This is a genomic window from Pseudomonas thivervalensis, from assembly GCF_001269655.1.
GTDB lineage: Bacteria > Pseudomonadota > Gammaproteobacteria > Pseudomonadales > Pseudomonadaceae > Aquipseudomonas > Aquipseudomonas thivervalensis.
This window is the reverse complement of the sequence record NZ_LHVE01000020.1, coordinates 176,908-190,382: the sequence shown is the minus strand read 5'-3', so window position 1 is coordinate 190,382 and position 13,475 is coordinate 176,908. Positions and strand designations below refer to the sequence as shown.

Annotated in this window: 14 protein-coding genes; 10 read left to right on the top strand and 4 right to left on the bottom strand. The window is 59.2% G+C overall.

Annotated elements, in window-relative coordinates; genetic code table 11:
* The first annotated feature begins 158 nt into the window (after positions 1–158).
* From epd to AD659_RS29895, 6 genes are all read left to right on the top strand, one after another.
* A complete protein-coding gene (epd, locus tag AD659_RS25800) occupies positions 159–1,214 on the top strand; it encodes an erythrose-4-phosphate dehydrogenase (protein ID WP_053126135.1) in 1,056 nt (351 codons plus the stop codon).
* Positions 1,215–1,238: 24 nt separating this feature from the next.
* Positions 1,239–2,402: a phosphoglycerate kinase gene (locus AD659_RS25795; RefSeq protein ID WP_053126133.1), complete on the top strand. Its 1,164-nt coding sequence runs from the start codon at positions 1,239–1,241 to the stop codon at positions 2,400–2,402.
* Between the two features lie 31 nt (positions 2,403–2,433).
* Entirely contained in the window at positions 2,434–2,658 is a 225-nt protein-coding gene (locus AD659_RS25790) for a hypothetical protein (protein WP_053126131.1), read from the top strand.
* Between the two features lie 56 nt (positions 2,659–2,714).
* Entirely contained in the window at positions 2,715–3,050 is a 336-nt protein-coding gene (locus AD659_RS25785) for an MliC family protein (RefSeq protein ID WP_053126129.1), read from the top strand.
* A 274-nt stretch (positions 3,051–3,324) separates the two neighbouring features.
* Positions 3,325–4,389, top strand: coding sequence for a class II fructose-bisphosphate aldolase (gene fba / locus AD659_RS25780; protein ID WP_003177554.1), 1,065 nt, complete (start codon positions 3,325–3,327; stop codon positions 4,387–4,389).
* A 207-nt stretch (positions 4,390–4,596) separates the two neighbouring features.
* Complete coding sequence (locus AD659_RS29895; protein ID WP_156330600.1) at positions 4,597–4,761, top strand: hypothetical protein; 165 nt, start codon at positions 4,597–4,599, stop codon at positions 4,759–4,761.
* A 1,436-nt stretch (positions 4,762–6,197) separates the two neighbouring features.
* Here AD659_RS29895 and AD659_RS25765 read toward each other — a convergent pair.
* The 3 genes from AD659_RS25765 to AD659_RS25755 form a co-directional block, all read right to left on the bottom strand.
* On the bottom strand, positions 6,198–6,482 hold the full coding sequence (locus AD659_RS25765) for a hypothetical protein (protein WP_053126123.1): 285 nt from the start codon (positions 6,480–6,482) through the stop codon (positions 6,198–6,200).
* 463 nt (positions 6,483–6,945) lie between these two features.
* Complete coding sequence (locus AD659_RS25760) at positions 6,946–7,614, bottom strand: polysaccharide lyase family 7 protein (protein ID WP_053126121.1); 669 nt, start codon at positions 7,612–7,614, stop codon at positions 6,946–6,948.
* Between the two features lie 300 nt (positions 7,615–7,914).
* A complete protein-coding gene (locus tag AD659_RS25755; RefSeq protein ID WP_053126119.1) occupies positions 7,915–8,586 on the bottom strand; it encodes a polysaccharide lyase family 7 protein in 672 nt (223 codons plus the stop codon).
* A gap of 323 nt (positions 8,587–8,909) precedes the next feature.
* Between AD659_RS25755 and AD659_RS25750 the strand changes: the two genes are divergently transcribed.
* Genes AD659_RS25750 through AD659_RS25740 form a run of 3 tightly spaced genes read left to right on the top strand, consistent with a single transcriptional unit; the run spans position 8,910 to position 11,880 of the window.
* Positions 8,910–11,033: a putative bifunctional diguanylate cyclase/phosphodiesterase gene (locus AD659_RS25750; protein WP_053126117.1), complete on the top strand. Its 2,124-nt coding sequence runs from the start codon at positions 8,910–8,912 to the stop codon at positions 11,031–11,033.
* Positions 11,034–11,075: 42 nt separating this feature from the next.
* Positions 11,076–11,579 (top strand): M48 metallopeptidase family protein, encoded by a 504-nt coding sequence (locus tag AD659_RS25745; RefSeq protein WP_053126115.1) that lies wholly within the window; start codon positions 11,076–11,078, stop codon positions 11,577–11,579.
* Positions 11,580–11,583: 4 nt separating this feature from the next.
* Positions 11,584–11,880 (top strand): winged helix-turn-helix domain-containing protein, encoded by a 297-nt coding sequence (locus tag AD659_RS25740; RefSeq protein ID WP_053126113.1) that lies wholly within the window; start codon positions 11,584–11,586, stop codon positions 11,878–11,880.
* A gap of 107 nt (positions 11,881–11,987) precedes the next feature.
* Here the strand turns inward: AD659_RS25740 and AD659_RS25735 are convergent, their stop codons facing one another.
* Positions 11,988–12,440 carry a GNAT family N-acetyltransferase gene (locus AD659_RS25735; protein WP_053126111.1) on the bottom strand — a complete coding sequence of 151 codons (453 nt, stop codon included), beginning with the start codon at positions 12,438–12,440 and terminating at the stop codon, positions 11,988–11,990.
* Between the two features lie 259 nt (positions 12,441–12,699).
* Between AD659_RS25735 and AD659_RS25730 the strand changes: the two genes are divergently transcribed.
* Entirely contained in the window at positions 12,700–13,437 is a 738-nt protein-coding gene (locus AD659_RS25730; RefSeq protein WP_053126109.1) for a substrate-binding periplasmic protein, read from the top strand.
* The last annotated feature ends 38 nt before the right edge of the window (positions 13,438–13,475 follow it).

Below are 13,475 nucleotides of genomic sequence, written 5' to 3'. Positions count from 1 at the left end.
GAGCTGACGAGTGAAACGAGGCTGCGATCCCTTGACCTTGATCTTTCACTTGAGATTCAAGCGTCAGGGGAAAGATCGCAGCCTCGTTTCACTCGTCAGCTCCTACAAGGATTTGTGTGGTTAGCACGAATTTGTTTTCCGCGACTATCGAGACCCCCATGCCCCAACCGCGTCCCTACAAAGTTGCACTCAACGGCTACGGCCGGATTGGTCGTTGCGTCTTGCGTGCGTTGTTCGAGCGAGGGGCCAAGGCCGGTTTCGAAATCGTGGCGATCAATGACCTGGCCGACATGGCCAGCATCGAATACCTGACACGCTTTGACTCCACCCACGGCCGGTTTCCCGGCGAAGTGCGGGTCGAGGGCGATTGTCTGCATATTAATGGCGACTGCGTGAAGGTCCTGCGCAGCGCCACCCCTGAAGGCATCGATTGGGCGTCCCTGGATGTCGATCTGGTGCTCGAGTGCTCCGGTGCCTACCACACCCGCGAAGACGGCCAGCGTTTTCTGGCTGCCGGTGCGCCACGGGTGCTGTTCTCCCAGCCGATGGCCAGCGAAGCGGATGTCGACGCCACCATCGTCTACGGCGTGAACCAGGATTGCCTGAGCGGCGAAGAGCTGCTGGTGTCCAACGCGTCCTGCACCACCAACTGCGGCGTGCCGCTGTTGCGCCTGCTGGACCAGGCCATCGGCCTGGAATACGTATCGATCACTACCATCCACTCGGCGATGAACGACCAGCCGGTGATCGACGCCTATCACCATGAGGACTTGCGCCGCACCCGTTCGGCGTTCCAGTCGGTGATTCCGGTGTCCACTGGTCTGGCGCGTGGCATAGAACGGCTGCTGCCGGAACTTGCCGGGCGAATTCAGGCCAAAGCCGTGCGGGTGCCGACGGTCAACGTGTCCTGCCTCGACATTACGATGCAGACCGTGAGCGATACCGACGCCACCGAGGTCAACCGAATCCTGCGCGAAGCCGCCACCAGCGGCCCGCTCAAAGGCCTCCTGGCCTACACCGAGTTGCCTCACGCCAGTTGTGATTTTAATCATGACCCCCATTCGGCCATTGTCGATGCCAGCCAGACCCGTGTCTCCGGGCCGCGGCTTGTGAACATCCTGGCCTGGTTCGACAACGAATGGGGGTTTGCCAACCGAATGCTGGACGTTGCCGAGCATTACCTGCAAACCGCTTCTAAAAAACCTGCTCTCTAAACAGTTACCCAGGAATTGCGACCCATGACCGTGTTGAAGATGTCCGACCTCGATCTGCAAGGTAAGCGCGTACTGATCCGCGAAGACCTCAACGTCCCCGTCAAGGACGGTGTTGTCACCAGCGACGCGCGTATCCTGGCTTCGCTGCCGACCATCAAGCTGGCCCTGGAAAAAGGCGCGGCCGTGATGGTCTGCTCCCACCTGGGCCGTCCGACCGAAGGCGAGTTCTCGGCGGAAAACAGCCTCAAGCCGGTGGCCGACTACCTGAGCCGCGCCCTGGGCCGTGACGTGCCGTTGGTCGCTGACTACCTGGGCGGCGTCGATGTGAAGGCTGGCGACGTCGTGCTGTTCGAAAACGTACGCTTCAACAAGGGCGAGAAAAAGAACGCCGACGAACTGGCCCAGCAATACGCCGCCCTGTGCGACGTGTTCGTGATGGACGCCTTCGGCACCGCTCACCGCGCCGAGGGCTCGACCCATGGCGTGGCGAAGTTCGCCAAAGTCGCGGCTGCTGGCCCGCTGCTGGCGGCCGAACTGGACGCACTGGGCAAGGCCCTGGGCTCGCCGGCCCAGCCGATGGCCGCCATTGTTGCCGGCTCCAAGGTCTCCACCAAGCTGGACGTGCTCAACAGCCTGAGCCAGGTCTGCAACCAGTTGATCGTCGGTGGCGGCATCGCCAACACGTTCCTCGCTGCTGCCGGGCACCCGGTTGGCAAGTCCCTGTACGAGCCGGACCTGCTGGACACCGCCCGGGAAATCGCTGCCAAGGTCAGCGTACCGTTGCCGGTGGACGTGGTCGTCGCCAAGGAATTCGCCGAAAGCGCCACCGCCACCGTCAAGCTGATCGCCGACGTGGCCGACGATGACATGATCCTCGACATCGGCCCACAAACCGCAGCCAACTTCGCCGAACTGCTGAAATCCTCCCAGACGATCCTGTGGAACGGTCCGGTCGGCGTGTTCGAGTTCGACCAGTTCGGCAACGGCACCAAGGTGCTGGCCCAGGCCATCGCCGAGAGCGCTGCGTTCTCCATTGCCGGTGGTGGCGACACCCTGGCGGCCATCGACAAATATGGCGTGGCCGCGCAGATCTCCTACATTTCCACCGGTGGCGGCGCATTCCTGGAGTTCGTCGAAGGCAAGGTGCTGCCTGCCGTGGAAGTCCTGGAAAGCCGGGCCAAGGCCTGAAGCTACGTTGACCAGGCAAAGGAGTGTTCTGATGGTCAAGACGTTCACGTTGCTGCTGGCGACGACGATGCTGGTGGCTTGCTCAAGCAACCCGGAGGTTCCGGCCCCGCAAACCGGCACGCCGACGCCCGAAGAAGGCTGTTACCAGGCCGACTGGCAGGCCGAGACCAATCCGGTGCTGAACAAGCGTTCCGGACCGGACGGCCTGGACAAATACGAGACGCAAACCCCGGCTAAGGAACATGGTTGTCCTTGACGGGTCTGACTCTTAACTCATGGCGGGCGGCGCGTGCCGTCCGTCGAGGAACACGGATGAAAGGCTTGATCGCCGTCGTGGCGTTGGCATGGCTGGCCGGTTGTTCGCAACTGGATTTTTTGCAGTCGTCCGAGCCCGTTGCAGAGGGCTGGACGAGCTGGACCTGTGACAGCGAGGCCAAGGTGCTCTGGCGCTACACCGATGCTGCCCGCAAGGAAGTCGATGTACGTTTGGGCGGCGCCGATAAGGTGTACCGCCTCACGCTTGAGCCGGGTGCCGAAGGTTCGCTGTACAGCGACGACATGCTGGCGTTTCACGTCAAGGGTGAGGAAGGCCTGGTGTATTGGGTCGCCACCAATGACTTGATTGGGCGCGGCTGCAAGGCGCAGTGACAGGATTGATCTGATTCATCGAGATCTGAATGTGGAAGCAGATCCAGTGTGGGAGCGAGCTTGCTCGCGATAGCGGTCTACCAGGCAACAGTCATGTTGAATGTGCGGCCCTCATCGCGAGCAAGCTCGCTCCCACAGGGACCGCGTCGATATTTGGGTTTAGCGATACCGAACACGCAGCTCGGGCCAACCCCCGATCCGCAATGACTTGAATAGCCGCCGCCGCTCCGGCAGGCTGGCACGATTAACGACCCTCGACCGGGAGAGAGACACAATGGCACTTATCAGCATGCGTCAGATGCTGGACCACGCAGCCGAGTTCGGCTACGGCGTTCCAGCCTTTAACGTCAACAACCTTGAGCAGATGCGCGCCATCATGGAAGCCGCTGACAAGACTGACTCTCCGGTGATCGTCCAGGCTTCGGCCGGTGCCCGCAAATACGCCGGCGCGCCGTTCCTGCGTCACCTGATCCTGGCGGCGATCGAAGAATTCCCGCACATCCCGGTGTGCATGCACCAGGATCACGGCACCAGCCCGGACGTCTGCCAGCGCTCCATCCAACTGGGCTTCAGCTCGGTGATGATGGACGGTTCCCTCGGCGAAGACGGCAAGACCCCGACCGACTACGAGTACAACGTCCGCGTCACCCAGCAGACCGTCGCCATGGCCCACGCTTGCGGCGTGTCGGTGGAAGGTGAGTTGGGTTGCCTGGGTTCGCTGGAAACCGGCATGGCCGGTGAAGAAGACGGCATCGGCGCCGAAGGCGTGCTGGACCACAGCCAGATGCTGACCGACCCGGAAGAAGCCGCGGATTTCGTCAAGAAAACCCAGGTCGACGCTCTGGCCATCGCCATCGGCACCAGCCATGGCGCCTACAAGTTCACCAAGCCGCCTACCGGCGACGTGTTGGCCATCGACCGCATCAAGGAAATCCACAAGCGCATCCCCAACACTCACTTGGTGATGCACGGTTCTTCTTCGGTGCCGCAGGAGTGGCTGGCGATCATCAACCAGTACGGTGGCGACATCAAGGAAACCTACGGCGTGCCGGTTGAGGAGATCGTCGAAGGTATCAAGTACGGTGTGCGTAAGGTCAACATCGATACCGATTTGCGCCTGGCTTCTACCGGTGCGATGCGTCGTTTGATGGCGACCAACCCGAGCGAGTTTGACCCGCGTAAGTTCTTTGGCGCGACGGTGACGGCGATGCGTGATGTGTGTATTGCGCGTTATGAGGCGTTTGGTACGGCGGGGAATGCTTCGAAGATCAAGCCGATCTCTCTGGAGGCTATGTATCAGCGGTATTTGAAAGGTGAGTTGAACGCTAAGGTCAACTAAGCTTTTCGCGTTATTCGTTATTAAAGAACCCGCAGTGATGCGGGTTTTTTTATGTTTTGGATTTGCGTGTATATCCGTTTTTCGGATAACGGCCACTTATGGTTCCGCTCTTACAGCGGCTCACTTTTGAAAAGCCCGGAAGCCGGCCCAGTCAAAAGTAAGCAAAACGCTTTTGCCCCACCACTCGGTGCCTCGCCTAGGCTCGGCATGCCCTCACTCCGGCATTGCTCCGTGGGCCGCCGCGAAGGGCCATCCATGGCCCAGCGCGGCTATCCCGGCATCCATGCCGGGATGCCCACTACGCAATGCCTGCGTTCGGCCATCGTGGTTAACGGGGCGCCCGAGATCAACGTCCACCGCGAGGCGGCCTGAGAGCCGACCTGGTTCTTGGCGAGACCGCGTTTCTCCTGTGGGAGCGAGCTTGCTAGCGATGTGCTGTAAATCAAACGGTAGAAGGAGGTGAACTTATTTTGTTAAATCTACCTCCTTCATGACTAAAGGATGAGTTGAGCGCTGAGGTGATTTAATATTATAAAAACCCGCACAGGATGCGGGTTTTTATAAACTAAAGCCAGTGAGTGTTGTTACGCCTGTATAGTGATTGGAACGCTATAAGCTGAATATGAGTTAGGATCATCAGGAGATACATAGGATCGAGCCGAAAATGTAAGCCATTGGTCTGAATCCATTCGAATATCGATGGCCCATACCCCGTTTTCGTTTGCAACGCCTTTCCCGTATGGGTGGCCAGTATTCGCTTGAACAATTTCAACGGAGTAGTATGCATCTGCTGTTCCGAAAAACCGAGGATTTAGGCCGAGTCCGCTAGCGCCATTTGGAGGGTCGGTGATGACTGGTGTTGTGGGCATGTTATTAACTCCCTTATCACTTCGTTCGATTAATATTTGTTAAAAGCGTCAGGTTTACTGCGGCGCTTGTGTTTGATGTTGGAGGAAGTTTGAGTTTAGGTGACCTGTAATAAATGACAGTTCTTTAGAGTTTTTCGGATTTACTTCATACTTGTATTTTATTAAAAACGAATAAGCTATTGGTCGCCCTAGCTCTATTTGTCGAATGCAGACCTGTGGGAGCGAGCCTGCTCGCGATGACGGTGATTTCAGTCGATGAAGATGTTGGATGTGTTTGGGCTGGCCTTTTCGCGAGCGGGCTTGCGTCAATAGTCCAGATCACTCTGCAAAGCGGCCTCAGACTTGCATAGCCCAGAGCTGTGGGAGCCTCGCTGTCTCTGGAAAGGATGGCTAAATAAACCATCCAAGATAGTTGCTCCCACAATTGGATCGGGGCACGGCCGGAGAGACAGGTCGGCTCTCAGGCCGCCATCGCGAGCAGGCTCGCTCCCACAGGAGGAACGCGGTCCCCATCAAGAGCCAGGTCGGCTTTAAGGCCGCCTCGCGGTGGACGTTGATCTCGGCGCCCCGTTAACCACGCTGGCCGAACGCAGGCATTGTGGAGTGGGCATCCCGGCATGGATGCCGGGATAGCCGCGCTGGGCCATGGATGGCCCTTCGCGGCGGGCCCACGGAGCAATGCCGGAGTGAGGGCACACCGAGCCTTAGCGAGGTGCCGAGTGGTGGGGCAAAAGCGTTTTGCTTACTTTTGACTGGGCCGGCTTCCGGGCTTCTCAAAAGTGAGCCGCCGTCAGGGCGGAACCCTAGGTCGCCGTTACCGAAGAAACGGATATACACACAGATTCTGATAGCGCTGTGTCAGTCAACATCAATGCTGCTGACCCAGCGCTATCGCGAGCAAGCTCGCTCCCACAGGGGATCATCTCCCGCCGGGAGGGCTTATTGGTCTTCGAGGCCGCGTTGTTCGATGACGCCGAACACGTCGGTGACATCCTGGACCAGGATCCGGGCAACGTTGGTGAGGGTGTTCAAATCACTGGCGGCCGAATCGCGCAAGGTGGCGCAGGCCATGAGCGTCAAGTAATCGAGGGTGGCGTGCAGGCGTTCGCTGGCACAGGCGTGAAGCTCTGTTAGCGGGACGGTTTTGTCGATGAACAGCACAGGTTGGGTGGTGGCGATTGGAGTGAGAGGGGTGAAGCGGCTAAGTGATTGAATCGTCGTCATAAGGTTTGGGCTCTATTAATAAAAATTAATTGCCACCTTCTTGCTGCGAAACAAATAGGTGGCAGTTGCGCGCGGGTTCGCAGACCGAGATAGAGACCAAACCCGGCAGACCCGAAGGTCTCCCGCGCGCAACCGCCATAAAATGAACGCAGGCGAGTTTGCCTGAATTTTCATTTGACGGTGCAAAGTCTCTGTTCTGTCAGTGGGCTGCGAAACCCTTGCCCACTGACCAAAGCCAGCAGGCAAACCGAACTATAGAGCAGATTTTCGAGGCCAAATCCGACCTGTAGGACGCACCGCCCCCCCTGTGGCGAGGAAGCTTGCTCCCGCTCGGGGGCGCAGCCGCCGCAAAACCGGCACATGTGATGGGTCTGGCGGAAAGAGGGGCCGCTTCGCAGCCCAGCGGGAGCAAGCTCCCTCGCCACAGGGTGTAAATTCCTACGAGATTTTAGGACGTGAAAGCTCAGGTGTTGTGATCGATATCCAGCACGCTGAACGTCACTTTTCCACCTTCGCTGGTATAGCCCGTGTTGTCCTGCACATACACCCCAGCCTTGAAGTACAACGGCTTGTCGCGCCAAGCCGCGCCGACCGTGGTGTACCAACTATTACCGGCCGCAGTGATGCCCAGGTCGCCGGTACGATCCAGGTGGATCCGGTAAGAGAAGGACCGGTTCAGCTTCACCCCCGTGGCAACGGTAATGACCCTGCCTTCGCTGTCATCGGGCCGCATGCGGACCTTGGCGACGATGTTGCCGGTGGCGCTGTCTTCCTTGTATTGGTATTCCAGCTTGACCATCGGCTTGCTGCTGTCCTTGGCATGAATCTGACCAATCACGATCTTGCCGCTGCTGGGCACCTGATTGACCACCAGGCTTGCCCGTAGCTGATTATCGGCGTCGGGATAGACCCAGTTGCGCAAGGTGCCGTCCCTATAGGTCTCGCGCAACTCGCTACGGGGGTAGATGGCGTTTTCCGTCTTGGTGCCGGTGACCGGTGACCAGAAATACACCGTGCTGCCTTCGGAGTTGAAATACTTGTCCTGGAACCCATCCACCAATCGAGGGGTTTCGATGGTTTTCGGCGGGCTGCCTTCGGGGATGCTCAGGTTCCAGGTTGCAAGATCGACCATGTTCGGATCCTTTCTGAGAAGAAGAAATGATTTACGCCACAGCCGGAGGCTCTAAGACGCGCTTTTGCTGAGGCCAGAAGAGGGCGCGGGCGAGCGTTTGGCACGGTCGTCCGGCGGAGGGTTGGCGTCAACAGTCCGTCAGAGTTGCGTTTGCCGCTTTGGTGCCCGAGACAAATGACCATTGGTCGGCTGGCTCGATTTTTCTCGGAACCATTGGCTAATGGCCATTTGGCTCTTTTGTTGTACATAGGGCAAAAAAAAGGCATCCGGAAACGGATGCCTTCAAAGGTGCAACGGTATTTAGAGGGTGGTGTGTTTGATTTCCAGCAGGCTGAACGTCACTTTCCCACCTTCGGTGACGTAGCCGGTGTTGTCCTGCACATACACACCCGCCTTGAAATAGAGCGGTTTGACTTTCCAGCTCGGATCAACGGTGGTTCGCCAGTTGTAGCCTGCGGCAGTAATGCCTAGCGCGCCCTTCGGGCTCAAGTGGATCATGTAGGAGAAACTGCGGTTGAGCGTCACGCCTGTGGCGATGGTGATGACCTGGCCCGTCTCGTCGTCGGGACGCATGCGCACCTTGGCGACGATATTTCCGGTGGAGCTGTAGGTTTTGTATTGGTATTCCAGTTTCACCATCGGACTGGTGCTGTCCTTGGTGTGGATCTGGCCGATCACGATCTTGCCGGTGCTGGGCACCTGATTGACGGTCACGGTCGCGCGCAGGGTGTTGTCCGCCGATGGGTAAAGCCAATTGCGCAAGGTGCCGTCGCTGTTGGTTTCGCGCAGTTCGCTGCGTGGGTAAATAGCATTGGCCGTCGTGGCGCCCGTCACGGGGGCCCAGAAAAATACCGTGCCGGTTTCAGAGTTGAAGTACTGGCTCTTGAAGCCTTGAACCAATTGTGAGGTTTGAATGGTTGCCGGTGGGGCGCCTTCGGGAATGCTCAAATTCCAGGTTGCGAGATCAATCATGTCCAGGTCCTGCGTATCGAGATGTAAAGGTGTATGCCGTAGCGGGAGGCTTTAAACCGCCCTTTTGAAGCGTTTCGGAACGCTGGACAGGGGCTTTTTCTTGTTGACCGTTCGGCGGATGTTTGACGTCAATTGTTCGTCGATGAGGTCTTTGCAGTTTCTGTGCCTGAGGAGGGTGACCGTTAGTCGGCTATTTCGGGCTTTGTCTGGATGATGGCGCGTTGACACCTACTGCTTTTCAAAATCCCGGTCTAGAGTGAGGGGACAGTATTTGTCCGCTTTGCTACGTAAAAACGGACGTGGCGCCCGATAAGAGAAGCAGCATGGAATGCGCGCAACCAACGCCCGGCGAAGACAGCTCTGTCCTTTTGATTGTTGATGATTACCCTGAAAACCTGCTCAGCATGCGGGCCTTGTTGCAGCGCCAGGATTGGCGGGTGATGACCGCGTCCTCGGGGGTCGAGGCGCTTAACCTGCTGCTCGAACACGACATCGACCTGGTTCTGCTGGATGTGCAGATGCCCGACATGGACGGTTTCGAAGTGGCGCGCCTGATGCGCGGCAGCCAGCGCACGCGGCTCACGCCGATCATTTTCCTGACGGCCAACGAGCAATCCCAGGACGCGGTCATCAAGGGCTACGCCAGTGGCGCCGTGGATTACCTGTTCAAGCCCTTCGATCCGCAAATCCTCAAGCCCAAGGTCCAGGCGTTGCTCGAACACCAGCGCAATCGCCGGGCCTTGCAGCGCCTGAGTCAGGATCTCGAAGCCGCCAGGGCCTTCAATGCCTCGGTGCTGGACAACGCCGCCGAAGGCATCCTGGTGGTGGATGAGAACGGCTGTATCCGCTTCGCCAACCCGTCCACCTGCCGCTTGCTCAATGCCACCGCCGAGCAGTTGCAGGACATGCCATTCCTGGACTTCCTGCAAAAACCGCACATCCCCGAATGGACCGGTTCCGAGATCCACAACGCCTATCAGCGTGGTGAAACCTGGCGATTGCATGACGCGGTGCTGCGCACGGCACCCGGCCAGCAGGTGTCGGTGGCCTTGTCCTGCGCACCGTTGCCCTCGGAGCAGAAGGCGATGGTGGTGACGCTCCAGGACATGTCCGTGGTGCGCCATTTACACCAGCAACTTGAATACCAGGCTGTCACAGACCCGCTGACCGGCTTGCTCAATCGCCGGGGGTTCTACCAGACCGCCGAAAACCTGTTGATGCGTAGCGAGCGCCAGGAAAGCAATTGGGTGTTGCTGTACCTGGACCTCGATGGTTTCAAGCGGGTCAATGATTCGCTGGGGCACGATGCTGGGGATCGGGTGTTGCGCTGGGTGTCGGAGCAGTTGAAGGCGTGCCTGCGCCCATTCGATATCCTGGCGCGGCTGGGCGGTGATGAGTTCACGGCCCTGCTGGACCTGGAGTTTCCCGAGCAGGCGGCCAAGATCGCGGAGAAACTCATCGAACGCGTCGCGATCTGCCAGCAGATCGAAGGCATGGACGTGGCGCTCGGCGCCAGCATCGGCATCGCAACGTACCCGGATTGTGGCGCCAACCTCGATGGGTTGCTGCGGGCCTCCGACATTGCCATGTACGAAGCCAAGCGTGCCGGTCGCCAGCAATACCGTTTCTACGACCACGAAATGAACGGTCGAGCCCGTTCACGGCTGATGCTGGAAGAAAGCGTGCGCTCGGCCATCGAGAACCGTGATTTCAATATGGTCTACCAGCCCCAGGTCAGTATCGTCGACGGGCGGATCCGCGGGTTCGAGGCGCTGTTGCGCTGGCAGCACCCGAGCGTCGGCGATGTGCCGCCGGGCCTGTTCCTGCCGTTGCTGGAAGAGGCGCGGTTGATCAGCCGGTTGGGCAGCTGGATTTATCATCGCAGCGCGGCCCAGCGCAAAGTCTGGGAGCGGTTGTTCGCGGACGACCTGGTGCTGGGGGTGAGCCTGAGCAGCACCCAGTTCGGCATGCCGAACCTGGTGACCGAGTTGCGCCAGGTCCTGGAGCGCCATGCCTTGAAGCCGCGGCAACTGGAGGTCGAGGTGACCGAGGATGCGCTGATGCGCAATCCCGATGAAACCCAAAAGCAATTGCGGCTGCTGCGCCAACTCGGGGTGCGCGTGGCCTTGGACGACTTCGGTTCAGGGCCTTGTTCGCTGACGCATCTGCGCGACCTTGAACTCGATACTCTCAAGCTCGATCGGCACTTGATCGCCCGCTTGCCGGGGTCGCCCCGAGATGCCGCGTTGGCCGCCTCGGTCATCGACCTGTGTACGCAACTGGGCTTGCGGGTGATCGCCGAAGGGGTGGAAACCCGCGAGCAGTACCAGTGGCTACAGGCCCATGGCTGTGAGTATGTGCAAGGGTTCCTGGTGGCGCGGCCGTTGATGGCCGAAGACACCAATGCCTTCGCCACGCCTTTCGACTGGAGCGCGGTGCAGGCCTGAATTCGCTACACTGGCGGCCTCTTGTGACTGTGTTGCCCGTCGATGACCGCGCTCAAATACCTCCAGGCCTACCCCGCCGCCCTGCAAGCCCAAGTGCAGCAATTGATTGCCCAGGACCGCCTGGGCGATTACCTGCAACAGCGCTATCCGGGTCGGCATCCGATCCAGAGCGACAAGGCTCTGTACGGTTATGCGCAGGACCTCAAGCAGCAATACCTGCGTAACGCGCCGGCCATCGACAAGGTGTTGTTCGACAATCGCCTGGACCTGACCCACCGCGCCCTCGGTCTGCATACTGCGGTGTCGCGGGTGCAGGGCGGCAAGCTCAAGGCCAAGAAGGAAATCCGCATCGCGGCGCTGTTCAAGGACGCGGCGCCCGAGTTCTTGAAGATGATCGTGGTGCACGAGCTGGCGCACTTCAAGGAGTCGGACCACAACAAGGCGTTCTATCAACTCTGCGAACACATGCTGCCGGGCTATCACCAGTTGGAATTCGACCTGCGGGTGTACCTGACCTGGCGGGACCTGCAACCTCACAAGGAATGACCGGATGGACGTGAGCAAGACCAAGACCAGTTTCTACCGTCGCCTGTACGTGGCTTACCTGATCGACAGCGGCCTGGCCAGCAACGTCCCGGCACTCACCGAAGCCACCGGCATGCCCCGGCGCACGGCCCAGGACACCATCGCCGCGCTGGCTGACCTGGATATCCTGTGTGAGTTCGAGCAAGAGGACGGCGCTCGCAACCATGCCGGGCGGTATCGGATTCGCGATTGGGGGGCGATCGATCGGCGGTGGATCGAGGGGAATCTGCAGCGGATCAAGGCGGTGCTTGAGTATCCCTGATTATTGGCTTTGCCTGGGCTGGCCCTATCGCGAGCAAGCTCGCTCCCACATTTGATCGTTGTTCACTGAAGATCCCTGTGGGAGCGAGCTTGCTCGCGATAGCGTTTTTAGGGCCGATGCATGCCGATATGCGGAATCCCATCCTCCATGTATTCCACCCCCACCACTTCAAACCCATACCGCCCGTAGTACCCCTGCAGATGCGCCTGGGCCGACAATGAAATCGACGTGCCGGGCCAATGTTTCTCGGCCTGCTTGAGCGCCTGTTCCATCAGCGTGTGGCCCAGCCCCTGGCCGCGAGCTTGTGGCGCGATGATCACGCGCCCGATCACCACGTCACTGTTTTGCGAGTGCGGGTCGAGCAAGCGCAGGTAGGCCACCAGGTGGTTGTCGTGCCAAGCCATCAGGTGGCAGGTGTCGCCCTCCAGGTCCAGGCCGTCGACGTCCGGGTAGGCGCAGTTCTGCTCGACGACGAACACCTCGGCGCGCAATTTGAGGATGGCATACAGCTGTTCCTTGCTCAGGTCACTGTGATGTTTGCAGACCCACTCGATATCCATTTTTGAATTTCCTGAAGAACCTGTTGCCGATATTAGGCGTGCTTTGCCCGGAAGTCTCTGGCTTGGGCGAGCAAAAAATCTGTGATAAAGACCAAAATGCCATCATTCCTTTGTCGCGGTACTGTCGTCTTTGTGTAATCTTCGTGACAGTGCTGCGCAGCGGTTGCAATGAGCTAATGTTAGGTCCGGGTGTCTCGGGACGCCCGTTGAGTTTCGGCTAAAAACAAACCGGGCTTTGAACCCGTCAAGGATGTTTGGCATGCCGCGATTGCATCGAGCTCTTGCATTGATCGGATTGCTGTTGCTGAGCTACGAGACCTGTGCGCAGAAGTTGCGCCTGGTCGCCGATGCCTGGCCGCCCTTTACCGATACCACCTTGATCAATGGCGGCCTGGCGACCGACATCGTCAGCACGGCCCTGGCGCGGGCCGGCTATGCCACGGACTTCGAACAAGTGCCCTGGGCCCGGGCGATGCTGGGCATCGGCGAGGGCCGCTATGATGTGCTGGTCAACGCCTGGTACAGCGAGGAACGCACGCACATAGGCCGGTTCTCGGCCGAGTACCTGCTCAACCGCGTGCGTTTCATCAAGCGCAAGGACGAAGCGATCCAGTTCGACAATCTGCAACAGCTGCGTGCCTATCCCATCGCCGTGGTGCGCGGTTATGCCTATGCCAAGGACTTCGATGAGGACCCGCAAATGCAGAAAGTCCCGGTGCACAACTTCGCCATGGCGGTGCGCATGCTGGCGGCCGACCGCGTGAAGTTGACCCTGGAAGACGAGTATGTGGCTCGCTATTACCTGGCCCGCGAATCACCCAAGGTGCGTAGCGCCGTGGAGTTCCTGCCCAAGCCCTTGAGCGAAAACAGCCTGCACATCCTGGTCAGCCTGAAGAACCCGGAGCATGAGCAGATCGTGGCCGGGTTCGATCGGGAGATTGCGGCAATGAAGGCGGATGGGAGTTATGAGCGATTATTGAAGGCACACGGGATGTAAGGTGCCTGGACTGGCCCCATCGCGAGCAGGCTCGCTCC